This is a genomic window from Micrococcus sp. 093350064-1, from assembly GCF_053627955.1.
Window position 1 is genome coordinate 293898 of sequence record NZ_JBSEYU010000003.1, and the last position, 19189, is coordinate 313086.

17 protein-coding genes are annotated in these 19189 nt (G+C 73.4%); 4 read left to right on the plus strand and 13 right to left on the minus strand.

Features of this window, described 5'->3' with window-relative positions; genetic code table 11:
* Positions 1-45: 45 nt before the first annotated feature.
* Complete coding sequence (locus tag ACUW6W_RS05185; protein ID WP_036314199.1) at positions 46-1050, plus strand: LLM class flavin-dependent oxidoreductase; 1005 nt, start codon at positions 46-48, stop codon at positions 1048-1050.
* 66 nt (positions 1051-1116) lie between these two features.
* On the opposite strand, the gene ACUW6W_RS05190 is transcribed toward ACUW6W_RS05185, so the two are convergent.
* Together ACUW6W_RS05190 and ACUW6W_RS05195 are read right to left on the minus strand one after the other, a co-directional pair.
* The gene (locus ACUW6W_RS05190; RefSeq protein ID WP_082067608.1) at positions 1117-4239 is read right to left on the minus strand and encodes a bifunctional [glutamine synthetase] adenylyltransferase/[glutamine synthetase]-adenylyl-L-tyrosine phosphorylase; all 3123 of its coding nucleotides are present in this window, start codon (positions 4237-4239) and stop codon (positions 1117-1119) included.
* A 10-nt stretch (positions 4240-4249) separates the two neighbouring features.
* Positions 4250-5590, minus strand: coding sequence for a glutamine synthetase family protein (locus tag ACUW6W_RS05195; protein WP_044659515.1), 1341 nt, complete (start codon positions 5588-5590; stop codon positions 4250-4252).
* Between the two features lie 36 nt (positions 5591-5626).
* Between ACUW6W_RS05195 and panB the strand changes: the two genes are divergently transcribed.
* Positions 5627-6490, plus strand: coding sequence for a 3-methyl-2-oxobutanoate hydroxymethyltransferase (gene panB / locus ACUW6W_RS05200; protein ID WP_044659514.1), 864 nt, complete (start codon positions 5627-5629; stop codon positions 6488-6490).
* A 68-nt stretch (positions 6491-6558) separates the two neighbouring features.
* Here panB and ACUW6W_RS05205 read toward each other — a convergent pair whose 3' ends face one another.
* On the minus strand, positions 6559-6771 hold the full coding sequence (locus ACUW6W_RS05205) for an SPOR domain-containing protein (protein ID WP_036340724.1): 213 nt from the start codon (positions 6769-6771) through the stop codon (positions 6559-6561).
* 36 nt (positions 6772-6807) lie between these two features.
* Here ACUW6W_RS05205 and map point away from each other — a divergent pair, with 36 nt between their 5' ends.
* Positions 6808-7752: a type I methionyl aminopeptidase gene (gene map, locus ACUW6W_RS05210; protein ID WP_127435149.1), complete on the plus strand. Its 945-nt coding sequence runs from the start codon at positions 6808-6810 to the stop codon at positions 7750-7752.
* Positions 7753-7773: 21 nt separating this feature from the next.
* Positions 7774-8598: a polyphosphate--glucose phosphotransferase gene (ppgK, locus tag ACUW6W_RS05215; protein ID WP_049146942.1), complete on the plus strand. Its 825-nt coding sequence runs from the start codon at positions 7774-7776 to the stop codon at positions 8596-8598.
* A 158-nt stretch (positions 8599-8756) separates the two neighbouring features.
* Here the strand turns inward: ppgK and nrdR are convergent, their stop codons facing one another.
* From nrdR to ftsZ, 10 genes are all read right to left on the minus strand, one after another.
* Positions 8757-9251: a transcriptional regulator NrdR gene (gene nrdR / locus ACUW6W_RS05220; RefSeq protein ID WP_002855838.1), complete on the minus strand. Its 495-nt coding sequence runs from the start codon at positions 9249-9251 to the stop codon at positions 8757-8759.
* A 43-nt stretch (positions 9252-9294) separates the two neighbouring features.
* The gene (gene dnaE, locus ACUW6W_RS05225) at positions 9295-12891 is read right to left on the minus strand and encodes a DNA polymerase III subunit alpha (protein WP_044659512.1); all 3597 of its coding nucleotides are present in this window, start codon (positions 12889-12891) and stop codon (positions 9295-9297) included.
* A gap of 107 nt (positions 12892-12998) precedes the next feature.
* Entirely contained in the window at positions 12999-13961 is a 963-nt protein-coding gene (locus tag ACUW6W_RS05230) for an RluA family pseudouridine synthase (RefSeq protein WP_454179897.1), read from the minus strand.
* Between the two features lie 4 nt (positions 13962-13965).
* Positions 13966-14436, minus strand: a complete 471-nt coding sequence (gene lspA, locus ACUW6W_RS05235) for a signal peptidase II (protein ID WP_010078511.1) — start codon at positions 14434-14436, stop codon at positions 13966-13968.
* 56 nt (positions 14437-14492) lie between these two features.
* Positions 14493-15080, minus strand: a complete 588-nt coding sequence (locus ACUW6W_RS05240) for a DivIVA domain-containing protein (protein ID WP_087115015.1) — start codon at positions 15078-15080, stop codon at positions 14493-14495.
* Positions 15081-15219: 139 nt separating this feature from the next.
* Positions 15220-15516, minus strand: coding sequence for a YggT family protein (locus ACUW6W_RS05245; RefSeq protein ID WP_010078509.1), 297 nt, complete (start codon positions 15514-15516; stop codon positions 15220-15222).
* A 7-nt stretch (positions 15517-15523) separates the two neighbouring features.
* A complete protein-coding gene (gene sepF, locus ACUW6W_RS05250; protein ID WP_115260969.1) occupies positions 15524-16156 on the minus strand; it encodes a cell division protein SepF in 633 nt (210 codons plus the stop codon).
* Positions 16157-16266: 110 nt separating this feature from the next.
* Complete coding sequence (locus ACUW6W_RS05255) at positions 16267-17055, minus strand: YggS family pyridoxal phosphate-dependent enzyme (protein ID WP_010078507.1); 789 nt, start codon at positions 17053-17055, stop codon at positions 16267-16269.
* Positions 17052-17873: a polyphenol oxidase family protein gene (locus tag ACUW6W_RS05260; protein ID WP_122054365.1), complete on the minus strand. Its 822-nt coding sequence runs from the start codon at positions 17871-17873 to the stop codon at positions 17052-17054. The genes ACUW6W_RS05255 and ACUW6W_RS05260 overlap by 4 nt, the downstream gene beginning before the upstream one ends.
* Positions 17870-19066, minus strand: a complete 1197-nt coding sequence (gene ftsZ, locus ACUW6W_RS05265) for a cell division protein FtsZ (protein WP_087115019.1) — start codon at positions 19064-19066, stop codon at positions 17870-17872. The genes ACUW6W_RS05260 and ftsZ overlap by 4 nt, the downstream gene beginning before the upstream one ends.
* Between the last annotated feature and the right edge of the window lie 123 nt (positions 19067-19189).

The following is a 19189-nucleotide window of genomic DNA, read 5'->3' on the forward strand; positions in this document are numbered from 1 at the left end:
GTGGAGACCTCCGCCCGGCCGGGCGGCCCGCAGACCAGGAGCACCATGACCGAGCACACCGCCCCCACCCCCCTGCCGCTGTCCCTGCTGGACCTCGCCCTCGTCCGCGACGGCGCCCCGATGGGCGAAGCCTTCGCCGAATCCGTGGAGCAGGCCCGCGTCGCCGAGGCCGCCGGCTTCCGGCGCGTCTGGTACGCGGAGCACCACAACATGCCCTCCATCGCCTCCTCCGCCACGGCCGTACTCATCGCGCACGTGGCCGCGCACACCGACTCGATCCGCCTCGGCTCCGGCGGCGTCATGCTGCCCAACCACTCGCCGCTGGTGATCGCCGAGCAGTTCGGCACCCTGGCCGAGCTGCACCCCGGCCGCATCGACCTGGGCCTGGGTCGCGCCCCCGGCACCGACCAGCGGACGCTGCAGGCGCTGCGCCGGGATCCGTCGGCGGCCGAGCGCTTCCCGCAGGACGTGCTCGAGCTGCAGGGCTACCTCACCGGCCAGAGCCTGATCCCCGGCATCGACGCCTACCCCGGCAAGGGCACCAACGTGCCGCTGTACATCCTCGGCTCCTCGGCGTTCGGCGCCCAGCTGGCCGCGCAGCTCGGCCTGGGCTACGCGTTCGCGAGCCACTTCGCACCGCAGATGCTCGAGCATGCGGCGCGCCTGTACCGGGAGCACTTCGAGCCCTCCGAGGCCCTCGCGGAGCCGCACTTCATCGCGGCGGCCAACGTGATCGCCGCGGACACCGAGGAGGTGGCCGAGCGGGAGTGGCAGGCCGCGCAGCGGGCGCGCATCCGGATGATGCTCGGCCGGGGCCGCACCCTCACCGACGACGAGGTCGAGATGCTGCTGCACTCCCCCGCCGGTCAGCAGGTGCTCGGGATGCTCGAGTGCACGGCCGTGGGCACCGGCCCGACGACGGCGGCGTGGCTGCACGACTTCGCGGCGCGGGTCCAGGCGGACGAGCTGATCATCACGACGGCGGCCCAGGACGCCGGCGTGCGGCGACGCACCCTGGAGCTGCTCGGGGAGCACGTCGTGCGCGCCTGAGCCGGCGCTCGCGACACCGGAGCACGGCCGGCCCGCCACCCCGTCGAGGTGGCGGGCCGGCGTCGTTCAGAGCCCGTAGAACCGGGTCTCGAACACCTGACGGGCCAGGCGGGTCACCCGCAGGTAGCGCTCCTCGAGCTCCCCGCCGGCCGTGCCCACCCCGCTGAGGCGGGCCACGGCCTCGAGGTCGCGCATGTTCGTGGGCAGCACGTCCGAGACCTTGCCCGTCCACAGCAGCAGGGCGGCGCGGATCCGGGTGGCCAGCAGCCACGCCTCCTCCAGCACGGCGACCTCGGCCTCGGGCAGCAGCCCGTGCCGGGCGATCGCCCGCAGGGCCGGCAGCGTGCCGGTGACCCGCAGGTCCTCGACCTCTCCCGCGTGGCGCAGCTGCAGGGACTGCACCAGCCACTCCACGTCCGAGAGCCCGCCGCGGCCGAGCTTGACGTGCCGGGAGGGGTCCGCGCCGCGGGGCAGGCGCTCGGCCTCCACACGGGCCTTGATGCGCCGGATCTCCCGCGCGTCCGCGGTGGTCAGGTCCCCGGCGTAGCGGACCCCGTCGGCCCACCGCCGGAAGTCGGTGGCCAGGTCGTCGTCGCCGGCCAGGGGCCGGGCGCGCAGCAGCGCCTGACGCTCCCACATCTCCGCCCAGCGCCCGTAGTACTCCCGGTACGAGTCCAGGGTGCGCACGAGCGGCCCCTGGCGCCCCTCGGGGCGCAGGTCGGCGTCCACCTCGAGCGGCCGCTCGCCGGGCAGCGGCGGGGTCGCGGGGCGGTGCAGCAGGGACATCAGCGTCCGCACGACCTCCTCGGCCTGCTCGCGCGCCCGCCCCTCGTCGACGCCGGGGCGTGGCCGGTGCACGAACAGGGCGTCCAGGTCCGAGCCGTAGGTGATCTCCCGGCCGCCCTGGCGGCCCATGGCCACCACGAGCACGTCGGTGAGCGGGTCGGCGTCCCCGACGACGGCGCGCGAGGCCACGCGCAGGGCGCCGACGACGGTGATCTGGTCGATGTCCGACAGGGCCCCGGTGACGGCCTCGAGGTCCAGCAGCCCCGAGATGTCCGCCAGGGCCACGCGCAGGGTCTCGCTGCGGCGCACCTGCCGCACATGGCGCACGGCCGCGGGGGCCTCCTCCGCGGCCACGCGGCGGTCGAGCCGCGCGTCGACCTGGCGCCAGAGCTGTATGGCGCCCCGGGGGTCGAGCTCCCGGTCGTCCCCCACCCAGGCCACGGCCTCGGGCGAGTGCTCGAGCAGGTCCCCCACGAACCGGGAGCCGGACAGGACCAGGCACAGCCGCCGGGCGGCGTCCGAGGAGTCGCGGAGCATCCGCAGATACCAGGCCGTGCCGCCCAGCGACTCGGAGAGCCGGCGGAAGGCGAGCAGGCCGCCGTCGGGGTCGGCGCCCCGCGCGAACCAGCCGAGCATGGCCGGCAGCAGCTGCCGCTGGACCGCGGCCCGGCGCGAGACGCCCTGCGTGAGGGCCTCGATGTGCCGCAGGGCGCCCTGCGGGTCGCGGTAGCCCAGCGCCGCCAGGCGGTCGCGGACGGCCTCCGCGGACAGCCGCACGTCCTCGGCGGACAGGGCGGCCGTCGTCGACAGCAGCGGCCGGTAGAACACGGTCTCGTGGAGACCGCGCACGGCGCGGCGCACGCGCGTGAACTCGGCCTGGAGGTCCTCGCCGGTGGCGGGGCCCCGGTCGGCGGCGCCGCGCATCGACCGGGCGACGACGCGGCGGGCCTCTTCCTTGACCGGCATCAGGTGGGTGCGCCGCAGGTGCACGAGCTGGATGCGGTGCTCGAGGGTGCGCAGCCACCGGTAGTGCTCGTCGAACGCCCGCGCGTCTCGCGTGGTGACGTAGGAGGCGGCGTGCAGCGCCCGCACCGCGTCGAGCGTGCCGCGCACCCGCAGCGACTCGTCCGCACGGCCGTGCACGAGCTGGAGCAGCTGGGCCGTGAACTCGACGTCGCGCAGGCCGCCGGGCCCGAGCTTGATCTCCCGCTCGCGCTCCGCGGGGGCGAGGGTGTCCAGGACCCGGGCGCGCATGGCCCGGACGGACTCGACGAACCCGTCGCGCGCGGAGGACTCCCACACCCGGGGCCAGATTTCCGCGATGTAGCGCTCGCCGAGCTGTGGCGAGCCCGCGATGGGGCGGGCCTTGAGCAGGGCCTGGAACTCCCAGCCGTGGGCCCAGCGGCGGTAGTACTCGGCGTGGGACTCCACGGTGCGGCTCAGGGCGCCGTCCTTGCCCTCGGGACGCAGGTTGGCGTCGACTTCCCACAGTCCCGGCTCGGGGGCCGCGCCCTGGATCACGCGGCCGATGCCCGCGGCCAGCTCGGCCGCGAGCGCGGCGGCGCGCGGCCCGTCCGGGACCTCGGCGTCGGGGTCCGCGCCGTCCGCGGCCTCGCGGACGGCGTGGGCGAACACGACGTCCACGTCTGAGACGTAGTTGAGTTCGCCGGCGCCGCACTTGCCCATGCCGATCACGGCGAGGTCCACGCGGTCCACCACGGGGCCCTCCCGCTCGGTGAGGACGGCCCGTGAGACGGCGAGCGCCGCGTCCACGGCGGCGCCGGCCAGGTCCGCGAGCCAGCGGCCCACCGAGGGCATGGCCGCCGTGGGCTCGGCGGAGTCGAGGTCGCGCAGGGCGATCGCGGCCAGCTGGCGGCGGTAGGCGCGGCGCAAGGCGACGGCGGCGTCCTTGCCGGTGACGGCCGCGAGGGGGCGGTCGGCGTCCGGGTCGGCGTCCACCGAGTCCAGGAGCAGGCGGCGCAGGGCGGCGGACGCATCACCCCAGGGCTCGCCGGCGGTCGGGTCGGGCTGGGCGAGGGCGGGCGCGGTGGCGGCGGCCGCGTCCGGGTCGAGGACGAGGTCCAGTTGCTCGGGACGGCGGATGAGGAACTCGCCGAGGGCCTCGGAGGCGCCGAGCAGCCGCAGCAGGCGGGCCGTCGTCTCGGGGTCCCGGAGGGCGTGGTGGACGCGGGGCTCGCGCTCGGCCAGGCGCACCCACAGCAGCAGGGCCCGGTCGGGATCGGCGGCGTGGCCGAGGAGCTCGACAAGGGGACGCACGTCCACGCCCTCGAACTCGGGCGAGGTGAGCAGCGTCTGCACGCGGCCGGCGTCGGCGACGCCGGCGTGCGCGAGGGTGCGGCGGTCCGGGGCGTCGGCGGTCGCCGCGTCGGGCAGGGCGGACACGGCCGGCGCCTCAGAGGCCGGAGAGGTAGCGCCGCAGCTCGTACGGCGTGACCTCCACCCGGTAGTCGTCCCACTCCTGGCGCTTGTTGCGCAGCAGGGCGTCGAAGACGTGCTCGCCCAGAACGGATGCCACGAACTCGGACTCCTCGGCGGCGCGCAGGGCGTCGTGCAGGGTGCCGGGCAGGGGGACGTGGCCGAGCACGCGCCGCTCGTGGGTGGTCAGCGCGCTGATGTCCTCGGCGGCGGACTCGGGCAGCTCGTAGCCCTCCTCGATGCCCTTGAGCCCGGCCGCGATCAGCAGGGCGTAGGCGAGGTACGGGTTGGCCGAGGCGTCGATGCCGCGGTACTCGATGCGGGCCGAGCCGGCCTTGTCCGGCTTGTACAGGGGCACGCGCACGAGGGCGGAGCGGTTGTTGTGCCCCCACGAGGTGTACGACGGGGCCTCTCCCCCGCCCCAGAGGCGCTTGTAGGAGTTCACGAACTGGTGGGTCACCGCGGTGATCTCCACGGAGTGGCGCAGCAGGCCCGCGATGAACCGGCGGCCCGTGACGGAGAGCCGGAACTCGTCCGCGGGGTCGTAGAACGCGTTCGCGTCACCCTCGAAGAGGGAGAAGTGGGTGTGCATGCCGGAGCCCGGGTGGTGGGAGAACGGCTTGGGCATGAACGTGGCGTAGGTGCCCTGGGCGGCGGCGACCTCCTTGACGACGGTCCGGAACGTCATCACGTTGTCCGCCGTCGTGAGCGCGTCCGCCGCGCGCAGGTCGATCTCGTTCTGGCCGGGGCCGTTCTCGTGGTGGCTGAACTCGACGGAGATGCCCATCCCCTCGAGGAGGCTGACGGCGTCGCGGCGGAAGTCGGCCGCGTCGGAGCCGGGCACGTTGTCGAAGTAGCCCGCGCGGTCCACGGGCACCGGCTCCCCGTCCGGGCCGGGCTGGTCCGACTGCAGGAGGTAGAACTCGATCTCCGGGTGGGTGAAGCACGTGAAGCCCCGGTCGGCGGCCCGGTCCAGCACGCGGCGCAGCACGTGCCGCGGGTCGGCGGGGGCGGGGCGGCCGTCCGGGGTGAGCACGTCGCAGAACATCCGGGAGCTCTGTCCCTGGTCGCCGCGCCACGGCAGGATCTGGAAGGTCGAGGGGTCGGGCTGCAGCAGCATGTCCGACTCGGAGATGCGGGTGTATCCGTCGATCGAGGAGCCGTCGAAGCCCAGGCCCTCCGTGAAGGCGTTCTCCACCTCGGCCGGAGACAGGGCCACCGACTTCAGGGTGCCGATCACGTCCGTGAACCAGAGCCGGACGAACCTGACGTCCCGGTCCTCGATGGTGCGGAGCACGTAGTCCTGCTGTCGATCCATGCCGCCACTCTAGACGCGCCGCGTAGACTCCGGCCCATGTCTGCTCCCCAGTCCCCCCGGCAGCCTGACGACACCGCCCCCTACGGTCCGCCCGCCCCGTCCCGGTACCGGACGGTCCACCTGCAGCGGGCCAAGGACGAGGGCCGGCGCTTCGCGATGCTCACCACCTACGACGCGATGACGGCGGCCCTGTTCGACGAGGCCGGCGTCGAGGTGCTGCTCGTGGGCGACTCGGTGGGCAACACCATGCTGGGCCACCCGACCACCCTGCCGGTCACCCTGGACCAGATGATCCTGTTCACCCAGGCCGTGGTGCGCGGTGCCGAGCGTGCCCTCGTGGTCGCGGACCTGCCCTTCGGCTCGTACGAGGCCTCCCCGCGGCAGGCCGTCGAGTCGGCCGTCCGCCTCGTGAAGGAGTCCGGCGCGCACGCCGTCAAGGTGGAGGGCGACGAGCGCTTCGCCGAGCACGTGGCCGCGATGACGGCCGCCGGCGTCGCGGTCATGGCCCACATCGGCTTCACCCCGCAGTCCGAGCACGTGCTCGGCGGCTACCGGGTGCAGGGCCGCGGCGCGGGGGCGGCCGAGCGGATGACCGTGTCGGCCCAGGCCCTCGAGGCCGCGGGGGCGTTCGCCGTCCTGATGGAGATGGTCCCCTCGGACGTCGCCGCCGCCGTCGACGCCGCACTGCGGGTGCCCACCGTGGGCATCGGCGCGGGCCCGGGCACCACGGGCCAGGTGCTCGTGTGGCAGGACATGCTCGGTCTACGCGAGGGACGGGTGCCCCGGTTCGTCCGTCAGTACGCCCGCCTGCACGAGGTCGTGGGTGAGGCGGTCCGGGCCTATCGCGCGGACGTGCTCGACGGCGCGTTCCCGGCCCCGGAGCACGGCTTCGAGGGCTGAACCCGCCCCCTGAGACGACCGGGCCCCCGTCCCGAGGGACGGGGGCCCGGTGTCGTCCGGTGCCGCGGTCAGGAGGCGTCGTCGACGGGACGGCTGTCCCAGTCGTCGTCGCGCGCGTCCTCGGCGTCGGCGGCCTCGTTGTTCGCCCGCACGCGGTCCATCGCGGCCTGGGCCTCCTCACGGGTGCCGAACGGGCCCAGCAGCTGGGACCAGTCCGACTGGGCGCCCACCTCCACCTGATGCGTGTTGACGTTGTACCAGAACTCGCTCGTCTCGGTCATGGGGGCCACAGTAGCCGGGCCGATAGGCTGGAGGACATGTCCCAGCGTCAGAACCCCGCCGCCCCGTCCAGCCACAACGGTCCCCGCCCCGCGGGCCCCACCGCACCGGAGCCCGGGTCGCTCGCCCCCGTCGGCACTCTGACGCCCGGGGCCCCGTCCCCCGCCCCGCCCGTGCCGGCCGCGATCCCGCGCCCCGAGTACGTCGGCAGGGCCACCCCGGACGAGGGCAACGCCTCGGACGTCTACGACGCCACCGGCGTCGAGCGGATCCGCGCCGCCGGCCGCCTGGCCGCGCAGGCCATGGAGCACACCGCCGCCCACATCCGCCCGGGCGTCACCACGGACGAGCTGGACCGGATCGCGCACGCCTTCCTCGTGGAGCGCGGCGCCTACCCGTCCTGCCTGGGCTACCGCGGCTTCCCGCGGTCCATCTGCACCTCGATCAACGAGGTCATCTGCCACGGCATCCCGGACGGCACCGTCCTGGAGGACGGGGACATCGTCAACCTGGACATCACCGCGTACCTGGACGGCGTCCACGGGGACCACAACCGCACCTACCTGGTCGGCGACGTGGACGAGGAGTCCCGGCTGCTCGTCGAGCGCACCGAGGAGGCCCTGCGCCGCGGCATCCGCGCCGTGAAGCCCGGCCGTCAGGTCAACGTGATCGGCCGCGCCATCGAGTCCTACGCCAAGCGCTTCGGCTACGGCGTGGTGCGCGACTTCATCGGCCACGGCGTGGGCGTGGACTTCCACTCCGGCCTCGTGATCCCCCACTACGACGCGGCCCCGGCCCACGACCGCCTGCTCGTGCCCGGCATGGTGTTCACCATCGAGCCGATGCTCACCCTCGGCACGATCGAGTGGGACCAGTGGGACGACGGCTGGACCGTGGTGACCCGCGACCGCCGTCGCACCGCGCAGTTCGAGCACACGATCGTGGTCACGGACGACGGCGCGGAGATTCTCACGCTGCCGTGACCCGGCACTAAGCTGGGGGCCGTGACGACGCACACCAGCACCGCCCAGCGCTCCTCCAAGTACCCCACGACGATCGGCATCGACGTCGGGGGGACCGGCATGAAGGGCGGCCTGGTCCGCCTCGGGTCGGGGCCGAAGGCCGGCACCCTGCGCGGGGACCGCTTCCGCATCCCCACGCCGCAGCCGGCCATGCCCGAGCCCGTGGCGGCGACCCTGGCGGCCATCACCGCCGAGCTCGACGGGCGCGAGAAGGCGCCGAAGCCCTCCGCCCCGCTGGGCGTGTGCTTCCCCTCGATCGTCAAGGACGGGGTGTGCCTGTCCGCGAACAACATCGACCACTCGTGGATCGGCACCGATCTGCGCGGCACGTTCGAGGAGCACCTGCGCCGCCCCGTGACCGTGGTCAACGACGCCGACGCGGCCGGCCTCGCGGAGGCCCGCTACGGGGCCGGGCGGGGCGTGCGCGGCCTGGTGCACGTGATCACGCTCGGCACCGGCATCGGCGGCGCGATGATCCACGACGGCGTGCTCGTCCCGAACTTCGAGGTCGGATCCCTGGAGCTCGACGGCGTGATGGCCGAGTCGCGGGCCTCCGCGAAGGCCCGGGAGCGCGATCAGCTCAGCTGGGCCGAGTACGCCGAGCGACTGCAGCGCTTCTTCTCCCACGTGGAGCGGATCTTCTCGCCCGACCTGTTCATCGTCGGCGGCGGCATCTCCAAGCGGCCGGACGACTACCTGCCGCTGCTGCGCCTGCGCACCCCGATCGTCCCGGCCCAGCTGCAGAACAACGCGGGCATCGTGGGCGCCGCCCTGGCCGCGCACGGCTCGCTCGCCGACGGCAACTGAGGGCGCAGACACCGAGGGCGGTTCCGGCTTCCCCTCCGGAACCGCCCTCGGCAGTCTTGCCGGGCCGACCGAGGTCGACCCGGGGATCACTGTAGCGCCTGGAGGCCGTGCGCACCACTGCAGCGTCGATCCCGGCCGCGCCGTCGCATCGGCCCAGGTCAGCGGGTGAACAGCCGCGGCTGCACGGCGGGACGGCCGCGGTCGTCCCCGTCACCGGCCCGGAGCTCCGCGATGGCCTCCTCGAAGTCGTCGAGGGACTCGAAGTCCCGGTAGACGGAGGCGAAGCGCAGGAAGGCCACCTGGTCGAGACGGCGCAGCGGATCGAGGATGGCCAGGCCGACGTCGTGGGCGTCCACCTCGGCGTTGCCCGTGGCACGGACCGTCTCCTCGACCTCCTGGGCGAGCATGGCCAGGTCGTCGCTCGTCACCGGCCGCCCCTGGCACGCCTTCCGGACGCCGTTGATCACCTTGGAGCGGTCGAACGGCTCCGCCACCCCGGAGCGCTTGACGACGGTCAGGGCGGTGGTCTCCATGGTGGTGAACCGCTTCCCGCAGGCCTGACACTGCCGACGCCGACGGATGGCGGAGCCGTCGTCGAGGGAGCGCGAGTCGACCACGCGCGAGTCCTCATGACGGCAGAACGGGCAGTGCATCAGCTCTCTCCTCCTGGGCGGGGCACTCCCATGCTACGTCCGCTCAGCCGAGGCAGGCCGGACCCAGCAGGATCTTGAGGTCCCCGAACAGCGCCGGGTTCGGGCTCACCCGGAACTGCGGGCCCAGCTGGAACTCCTGCGTGGCACGCTGGCCCACCAGGGACAGCCGCACCTCCGAGGAGCCCTCGTGGGTGCGCAGCACGTCCGCCAGCTGGCCCATGACCTGCTCCGTGGCCTTGAACGCGGGCAGCGTGATCCGCACGGGGCCGCCGGGGCCGTCCGAGAGCTCCGGGATGGTCAGCTCCATCGCCGACAGGGACACCGACCCGTCGTCCCGGCGCTGCACCCTGCCCTTGACGGCGACGACGAGGTCCTCGGCCAGCATCATCGCGATGGGCGCGTACACCTGGCCGAAGAACATGACGTCCATCGAGCCGCCGAGGTCCTCGATCTCGCAGCGCGCGTACGCGTTGCCCGAGGACTTGGCGATGCGGCGCTCGAGCGTGGTGACCAGGCCCGCGATGGTGACGATCGCGCCGTCCGCGGGCCCGTCGTCGTCGAGCACGCGGGTGATCTGGACGTCGGCGTGCTGGGCCAGGACGCCGTCGAGGCCCTGCAGCGGATGGTCGGACACGTACAGGCCCAGCATCTCGCGCTCGAACGCGAGCTTCTCCTTCTTGGCCCACTCCGGCAGGTCCGGGACGGCGACGCCGTCCGCGGCGTCGGAGTCGTCCTCGTCGCCGCCGCCGAGCGCGAACAGGTCGAAGGTGAACTCGCCGTGATCCTCCTTGCGCTTCTGCGCCACGGTGGCGTCCACGGCCTCCTCGTGCACGGCCAGCAGGGCGCGGCGGGCGTAGCCGAGGGAGTCGAAGGCGCCGGCCTTGATCATGGACTCGATGGTGCGCTTGTTGCACACCACGAGCGGCACCTTCGCCAGGAAGTCGCCGAAGCCCGTGTACGAGCCCTTGTCCTCGCGCGCCTGGACCATGCCCTTGACCACGTTGGCGCCCACGTTGCGGACGGCGCCCATGCCGAAGCGGATGTCCCGGCCGACGGGGGTGAAGGTCAGGTGGGACTCGTTCACGTCCGGGGGCAGCACCGTGATGCCCATGTGGCGGCACTCGTTGAGGTACATGGCCAGCTTGTCCTTGTCGTCGCCCACCGAGGTGAGCAGCGCCGCCATGTACTCCGCCGGGTAGTGCGCCTTGAGGTAGGCCGTCCAGTAGGAGACCAGGCCGTAGGCGGCCGAGTGCGCCTTGTTGAACGCGTAGTCCGAGAAGGGCAGCAGGATGTCCCACAGGGCCTTCACCGCGGCCTCCGAGTAGCCGCGGTCCAGCATGCCCTGGTGGAACGCCTCGTACTGCTTGTCCAGCTCCGACTTCTTCTTCTTGCCCATCGCGCGGCGCAGGATGTCGGCCTGGCCGAGCGAGTAGCCCGCCACCTTCTGGGCGATCGCCATGACCTGCTCCTGATACACGATCAGGCCGTAGGTGGTGTCCAGGATCTCCCGCAGCGGCTCCTCCAGCTCCGGGTGGATCGGGGTGATCTCCTGCTGCCCGTTCTTGCGCAGCGCGTAGTTGGTGTGCGAGTTCGCGCCCATGGGGCCGGGGCGGTACAGGGCGATGGTCGCCGAGATGTCCTCGAAGTTGTCCGGGCGCATCATCTTCAGCAGCGAGCGCATGGGGCCGCCGTCGAGCTGGAACACGCCGAGGGTGTCGCCGCGGGCCAGCAGCTCGTAGGCCGCCGGGTCGTCCACGTCGAGGGTCTCCAGGTCCAGGTCCACGCCCTGGTTCGCCTTCACGTTCTCGAGCGCGTCCGAGATGATCGTGAGGTTGCGCAGCCCCAGGAAGTCCATCTTGATCAGGCCCAGGGACTCCGCCATCGGGTAGTCGAACTGGGTGATGACCTGGCCGTCCTGGAGACGACGCATGATCGGGATGACGTCGATCACCGGCACCGAGGACATGATCACGCCGGCCGCGTGCACGCCCCACTGCCGCTTCAGACCCTCGAGACCCTTGGCGGTCTCGAAGACCTCCTTCGCCACCGGGTCCGTGGCGATCAGCTCGCGGAAGGGCGCGGCCTCCCCGTAGCGCGGGGCCGCGGGGTCCTCGATGTCCTTGAGCGGGATGTCCTTGGCCATCACCGCCGGCGGCAGCGCCTTGGTGAGGGACTCGCCCATCGAGAACGGCTGGTCCATCACGCGGGCCGAGTCCTTCAGGGCCTGCTTGGTCTTGATGGTGCCGTACGTGACGATCATGGTGACGCGCTCGTCGCCGTACTTGCGGGTGACGTAGTCGATCACCTCGGAGCGACGGCGGTCGTCGAAGTCGACGTCGAAGTCGGGCATGGACACGCGGTCCGGGTTGAGGAACCGCTCGAAGATCAGCCCGTGCTTGAGCGGGTCCAGGTCCGTGATGCGCAGCGCGTACGCCACCATCGATCCGGCGCCCGAGCCACGGCCCGGGCCCACCCGGATGCCGTTCTCCTTGGCCCAGTTGATGAAGTCGGCCACGACGAGGAAGTACCCGGGGAAGCCCATCGAGATGATGACGTCCAGCTCGTAGTCCGCCTGCTTGCGCACGTGGTCCGGCACGCCGTCCGGGTAGCGGTAGGCCAGACCGGAGGCGACCTCCTTGATGAGCCAGCTGGTCTCGTCCTCGCCCTCCGGCGTGGGGAAGACCGGCATGTAGTTGGCCTTCGTGTCGAACTCGACCTCGCACCGCTCGGCGATGAGCAGCGTGTTGTCGCAGGCCTCGGGCAGCTCCGCGAAGAGCTCGCGCATCTGCCGCGGGGACTTCAGGTAGTACTCGGTGCCGGAGAACGCGAAGCGGGAGCCGCCCTGGTCGTAGCTGGGCTCGTTGAGCTTCGAGCCCGACTGCAGGGCCAGCAGCGCCTCGTGCGCCTTGGCGTCGTGCTCGTGGGTGTAGTGCAGGTCGTTCGTGGCCACGAACGGCAGGCCCAGGTCCTTGGCGAGCCGGCGCAGGTCCGTCATCACCCGGCGCTCGATGTCGAGGCCGTGGTGCATGATCTCGCAGTAGTAGTTGTCCTTGCCGAAGATGTCCCGGAAGTCCGAGGCCGCCTGCATCGCCTCCCGGTACTGGCCCAGGCGCAGGCGCGTCTGCACCTCGCCGGAGGGGCAGCCCGTGGTGGCGATCAGGCCCTTCGAGTACTGGCTCAGCAGCTCCCGGTCCAGCCGCGGCCACTTGGCGTACACCGAGTCCAGCGAGGCGATCGAGCCCATCCGGAACAGGTTGTGCATCCCCTCGGTGGTCTCGCTCAGCAGCGTCATGTGCGTGTACGCACCGCCGCCGGACACGTCGTCCCCCCGCTGGTGGGGCTCGCCCCAGCGGGTCTTCTCCTTGTCCGTGCGGTGCTGATGCCCGGGGGCCACGTAGGCCTCGAGCCCGATGATCGGCTTGACGCCCGCCGCCTTCGCCTTGGACCAGAAGTCGTAGGCGCCGAAGAGGTAGCCGTGGTCCGTGATGGCCAGCGAGTCCATGCCCAGCCGCTGAGCCTCGGCGAACAGGTCGTCCAGCTTCGCGGCGCCGTCGAGCATGGAGTACTCGGTGTGCGTGTGCAGGTGGACGAAGCCGCCGTCCTTCACGGCGTCGGCGCGGGCGTCGGCGGACACGGTCATGCGGGGTGGGCCTTTCGACGGGGAGGACAGCGGGGCCGCACCAGCCTACTCGTGGTGCCCGGGCGGCGGGGCCGGACCGGGACGGGGGTCACGTCGACGGTGCAGGCTCAGTCCTCGTCGCCGCGCAGCGCCGCCAGGGCGTGGGCGAGGTCCTCCGGATACGGGGAGGTGATCGTCACCGGCTCCCCCGTGACCGGGTGCGGGAACGCCAGCCGGTGGGCGTGCAGCCACTGGCGGGTCAGCCCGAGCTCGGCCGCCAGGCGCGGATCCGCCCCGTACGTGAGGTCGCCGACGCACGGGTGGCGCAGCGCCGAGGTGTGCACGCGGATCTGGTGGGTGCGCCCGGTCTCCAGGTGGACCTCGAGCAGGGTGGCCCGGCCGAACACCTCGAGCGTCGCGTAGTGGGTCACGGACGGCCGGCCGTCGTCGAGCACCGCGAACTTCCAGTGGTGGCCGGGATGCCGCCCGATGGGCGCATCCACGGTGCCGCTCAGCGGGTCCGGGATGCCCTGGACCACGGCGTGGTAGACCTTCTCCGGCACGCGCTCGCGGAACTGGTCCTTCATGGCCGTGTAGGCGCGCTCGGTCTTGGCCACGACCATGACCCCGGTGGTGCCGACGTCGAGCCGGTGCACGATCCCCTGGCGCTCGGGGGCGCCCGAGGTGGTGATGTCGTAGCCGAGGGCGGCCAGGGCGCCCACCACGGTGGGCCCGACCCAGCCGGGCGAGGGGTGCGCGGCCACGCCGGTGGGCTTGTCCACGGCCACCAGGTCCTCGTCCTCGTACAGGATGCTCAGCGCGTCCACGCGCTCTGCCCTCACTTCCAGGGGGTCGGGGTCGTCGGGGACGTCGACGGCGAGGGTCTCCCCCGCCACGGCCTTCGCGGACTTGGCCAGGACGCGGTCCCTGCGGCCGGAGCGCGACTCGGCCCGCACCAGGCCCCGGGAGAACCAGTCCGCCAGCAGCGAGCGGGAGACGCCGAACGCGTCGGCGAGCACCGCGTCGACCCGTCGGCCCGCCTCGGCTTCGGCGACCTGGAGCCGCTCGGTGAGTCCCGGTCTCATGCCCATGTCCTCACGCCTCCCGTGTGCCGTCCAGGCGGCGGCCGGTCATCACGAGCAGGGCGACGCCGATGACGGAGCAGACGATGAACGAGTCCGCCACGTTGAAGATCGCGAAATGCGGGACGGAGATCATGTCGACCACGTGGCCGCGCCCGAACGCCGGGGGCCGGAACAGCCGGTCCGTGAGGTTGCCGAGCACGCCGCCGGCGAGCCCGCCCAGCGCCAGGGCCCACGGCGTCGAGCGCACGCGGGCGATCCCCACGAGGGCGGCCACCGCCACCACGGCTTGGATGACGGTGAACACCCAGGTGTGGTCCTCGCCGATGGAGAACGCCGCGCCCGGGTTCAGGATGTAGTGCCATCGCAGCACCCCGGGGATCACCGCGACGGAGTCCCCCAGCTGCATCGTGCTCTCGACCGCGTACTTGGTCAGCTGGTCGAGGGCGTAGGCCAGCACCGCCACGACGAGGGCGGTGAGCACGGCTCGCCGGCCCGCGCGAGGGGATCGCGGGGCCGGCGTGGCGTCGACGGCTCGGCTCACGCCGTGGGCGTGGGGGGCTCGACGCGCTTCTGGGCGCGGATCTCGCGCAGCTGGCCCTCGATGTAGGAGGTGAGGCGGCTGCGGTAGTCGGTCTCGAAGCTGCGCAGCTGCTCGACCTCGCCCTCCAGGCCGGCCCTCTCCTCGGCCAGGGCCTCGAGCGTGCGGGCCTTCTGCTCCTCGGCGTCGCTGACGAGCCGGGCCGCGGTGGCCTCGGCCTCGGCGACGAGCTCGGTGCTGCGCTGCTCGCCTGCGGCGACGTGCTCGTCATGCAGACGCTGGGCCATGGCCAGGACGCCGGCGGCGGAGGTCGCGGCCGCGTCGGCGGCCTCGGGGGCGGCGGCCGGGGCCGGCTCCTCGACGGGGGACGGCGTCTCGGCGGCCTCCGGGGTGTCTGCAACCGGGGCGGCGCCGCCGGCGCGCAGCTCCGCATTCTCGGACTCGAGCTGCTCGTTGAGGGCGATCAGGCGCTTGAACTCCGCCACGATCTCGTCGAGGAAGTCATCCACCTCGGTCTGGTCGTAGCCCTCGCGGAACTTCGTGGGCTGGAACTGCTTGTTGACCACGTCTTCCCAGGACAGCGCCATGGAACCGTCTCGCTCTCTGCTCGATGCTCGGGGACTGCCGGGCGGCCCGGCGCGTCGGCGGTCGGCGCGCCGGTGAGTGGCGACGCCGACCCTGCCGCGAAGACTACCACCGGGGCCGGGAGCCGCCCCGGGCCGCGGGTCAGGCCACGCCGGCCAGGCTCAGCACCAGGACCCGCAGCAGCACGACGCCGAGGAACACGATGAGGAAGGCCACGTCCAGGCCGATGCCGCCCAGGTTCACCGGCGGCACGGCACGACGCACGGGGCGCAGCAATGGATCGGTGGCCCCGTACACGCCGCTGGCCAGCACGAGGGCCGCCCCGGTGGGGCGCCAGTGGCGGGCGAACGACTGGGTGACGTCCAGGACGATCCGCACGGTCAGCGCCGCGAGCACCACCGTCAGGGCGATGTAGGCGAGGGCGAGGAGCAGCTGCATGGGCACCTCAGTCGCCGTCGAACGGGGAGTCGGCCACGCCGGACTCGCCCTGTTCGGCGCCGACGACGTCCACGGTGGCCGGGGTCAGCAGGAACACCTTGCTGGTGATGCGGGAGATCGAGCCGTGCAGGCCGAAGACGAGGCCGGCCGCGAAGTCCACGAGGCGCTTGGCCTCGTTCTCACCGAGGTCGGTCACGTTCATGATCACGGGGACGCCGGAGCGGAAGGACTCGCCGATCGCCTTCGCGTCGTTGTAGGAGCGGGGGTGGACGGTGGACAGGGTGTGCACGGAGGCTCCTTCGGCAGACGACGCTGCGGCTCGCTTGATGGGGGTCACCGGGGCCCGGTAGCCCGGGTCGACCGGCTCGGGACGCGCCGGACGCCGGGGTTCGACGGGCTCGGCCGCGGTGGAGCCGGACGGGGTCACGGGCTCCGGCCGCTCGGCCGGCTCGGGATCGCGGACCGCAGCCGGGCGGACGGCCTCCATGTGGGGGTCGGTGTCCGGCTCCGCGGGGCGGCGCGCCTCGACGACCTCGTGTCGGGGCGCGGCCTCCCGCTCGGCGGCACGCGGCTGCTCGTCGTACTCGTCGCCGTCGGCCAGGCCGAGGTAGATCATCGTCTTCTTCAGGGCGCCAGCCATGAGTCTTCCTTCACCACGTCCTCCGGCCCCGGGGGCCGCCGTCGTTCGTCGTCGGTGCGCGTGCGTCCGCACGGTCCTGTCGCGTCCCGCCGGGACGCGCGGGGTCAACGTTAGCCCACCGCGTCCCGCGCCCCCAGAACGTCGGAGCCGATGCGCACCTGTGTCGCCCCGGCGCGCACGGCCGCCTCGAGGTCCGCGCTCATCCCCATGGACAGTGCAGTGGCCTCCGGATGCGTCTGCCGCAGGTGCGCGCCGAGTGCGGCGAGGCGGCGGAACGCGTCCTCCGGGTCCAGGCCGCGCGGTGCCACGCACATCAGCCCGCCCAGCCGTAGGCCCGGCAGGCCTGCGATGGCGTCCGTGAGGGCGGGGACGTCCTCGGGGCGGGCGCCGCCGCGCGGGCCGATACCCTCGGGGCGGTCCTCGTCGGCGCGGTCGTCGACGTCCACCTGCACGAGGCACTCCAGGTCGGGGATCGCGGCCTCGGGCTCGCGCTCGCGCCGCAGCAGGAGCGCTCGCGAGAGCGCCTCGGCCAGTTCGGGTCGGTCCACCGACTCCACCACGGACGCGTAGCGCACCACGTACTTGGCCTTGTTGGTCTGCAGCTGGCCCACGAAGTGCCAGCGCGGGGCGTCCGCCCCCAGGGCCGCGGCGACGGCCTCGGCCTTGGGCCGGGCCTCCTGGTCGCGGTTCTCCCCCACGTCGGTCACGCCGAGGGCGGCGAGGCGCACGACGTCCTCGGCGGGGTGGGTCTTGGTCACGACGACGAGCGCGGGCTCCGCCTCGCGCCCGGCGTCCCGCGCGGCGTCGGCGAGGCGGGCGCGCACCGCGGCGAGCGCGTCGGCGATCTCCCGGGTGCGGGGGTCCGTCGGGGTCGGCCCGGCGGTGGCGGGGGCGGTCATGCCTCTCCTCTCGGGGTGGTGGCGTCGGGGTCGGCGCGCCAGACGAGGCCGGCGAACCTGCCCTCACCGGGCGCCCGGCGGTGCGAGAACAGGCGTTCGTCCTCGCGCGTGCACACGTCGATCGTCGCGGTGGCCACCCCGCGGGCGCGGAGGACCTGTGCGGCGCCGGCAGGCAGGTCGAGGGCGGGGGTGCCCCAGGACGTGGTGGCCGCGGTCGCCGGGAGGCGGGCGGCGGCCTCGGCGCGCATGGCGGCGGGCACCTCGTAGCAGCGGCCGCACACGCCGGGGCCGATCCAGGCGCGCAGGCCGGGACCGGTCCGGTCGGTCTCCGGGCGCAGGGAGAGCAGCCGATCGACGGTCGCCTCCAGGACGCCGTCCAGCAGCCCGCGCCGCCCGGCGTGGGCCACGGCGGTCGCGCCGGTCGTCTCGTCGACGACGACCACGGGGAGGCAGTCGGCCACCATGACGGCCAGCGGACGGGACCCGTCGCGGCTCACGGCGGCGTCGGCCACGGGGGCCGGGGCACCGCCGCGCCCGGGCCCGTCCGCCCACACGACGTCGGCCGAGTGCACCTGGTCCAGATAGAGCGTGGCGCCCTCGGGGACCCCCATCATGCGCTCCAGGGCGCGACGGGCGGCGCTGACGCGAGCGGGCCCCTCGGCCTCGTCCGGCGGGACCACGTGCAGCGCGAGGTTGCCGGCGGCCACGGACGTCCAGGCCACGTGCACGGCGCCCGTCGCCGTGCGGACGGTCTCGCGGTGCACGAAGGGGCCGGCGGGGACCCGTGCGGTCCCGGCCGGCCCCCCCGCGGCCGTCACTTGAGGAAGTCCGGGACGTCCAGGTCCGAGGACCCGGCGCCGAGGTCCGGCTCCACCACGGTGGGCAGGTCCTGCTGGCGGCGCGGCTGCTGCTCCTGCGGGGCCAGCGGCACGGTGCCGCGCACGGCGGGGCGCTCGGCCTGCTGCGGCTGGGCGGGGACGGGCTGCGGCTGCGCGGGGGCCGCGGCCCGCTGCGGGGCCGCCTGCTGCTGCGCGGCCTGCGGGGCGGCCGGGGCGGAGGTGACGTCCACCTTGTCGAAGCCCGCGGCGATCACGGTCACGCGCACCTCGTCGCCGAGGGCGTCGTCGATGACCGCGCCGAAGATGATGTTGGCCTCCGGGTGGGCGACCTCCTGGACGAGGCGCGCGGCCTCGTTGATCTCGAAGAGGCCGAGGTCGGAGCCGCCCTGGATGGAGAGCAGCACGCCGTACGCGCCGTCGATGGAGGCCTCGAGCAGCGGCGAGGCGATCGCCAGCTCGGCCGCCTTGACGGCGCGGTCCTCGCCCTGCGCGTGGCCGATGCCCATGAGCGCGGAGCCCGCGCCCTGCATCACGGACTTCACGTCCGCGAAGTCGAGGTTGATCAGGCCCGGGGTGGTGATCAGGTCGGTGATGCCCTGGACGCCGGAGAGGAGCACCTGGTCCGCCTGCCGGAAGGCGTCCATGACCGAGACGTTGCGGTCCGAGATGGACAGCAGGCGGTCGTTCGGGATCACGATGAGGGTGTCGACCTCGTCCCGCAGGGCGTCGATGCCCGCCTCGGCGGAGCCGGCGCGACGGCGGCCCTCGAACGTGAACGGACGGGTCACGACGCCGATGGTCAGGGCGCCGAGCGAGCGCGCGATGCGGGCCACGACGGGCGCCCCGCCCGTGCCGGTGCCGCCGCCCTCGCCCGCGGTCACGAACACCATGTCCGCGCCCCGCAGGACCTCCTCGATCTCCTCCGCGTGGTCCTCGGCGGCCTGGCGGCCCACCTCGGGGTTCGCGCCCGCGCCGAGTCCACGGGTGAGCTCGCGGCCCACGTCCAGCTTCACGTCCGCGTCCGACATCAGCAGCGCCTGGGCGTCCGTGTTGATGGCGATGAACTCCACGCCGCGGAGCCCCACCTCGATCATGCGGTTCACGGCGTTCACGCCGCCGCCGCCGATGCCGACGACCTTGATGACGGCCAGGTAGTTCTGGGGTGCAGCCACGGTGTTGGTTCCCTTTGTTCGAGATCTCGAGAGGTCAGCGCGAGGCACATCGCCCCGGTGATCGGCGGCCACCCGGGGTGGACACCTTCAAGCACAGCGTGAAGCGAGCCTCGCGCGCGTTCG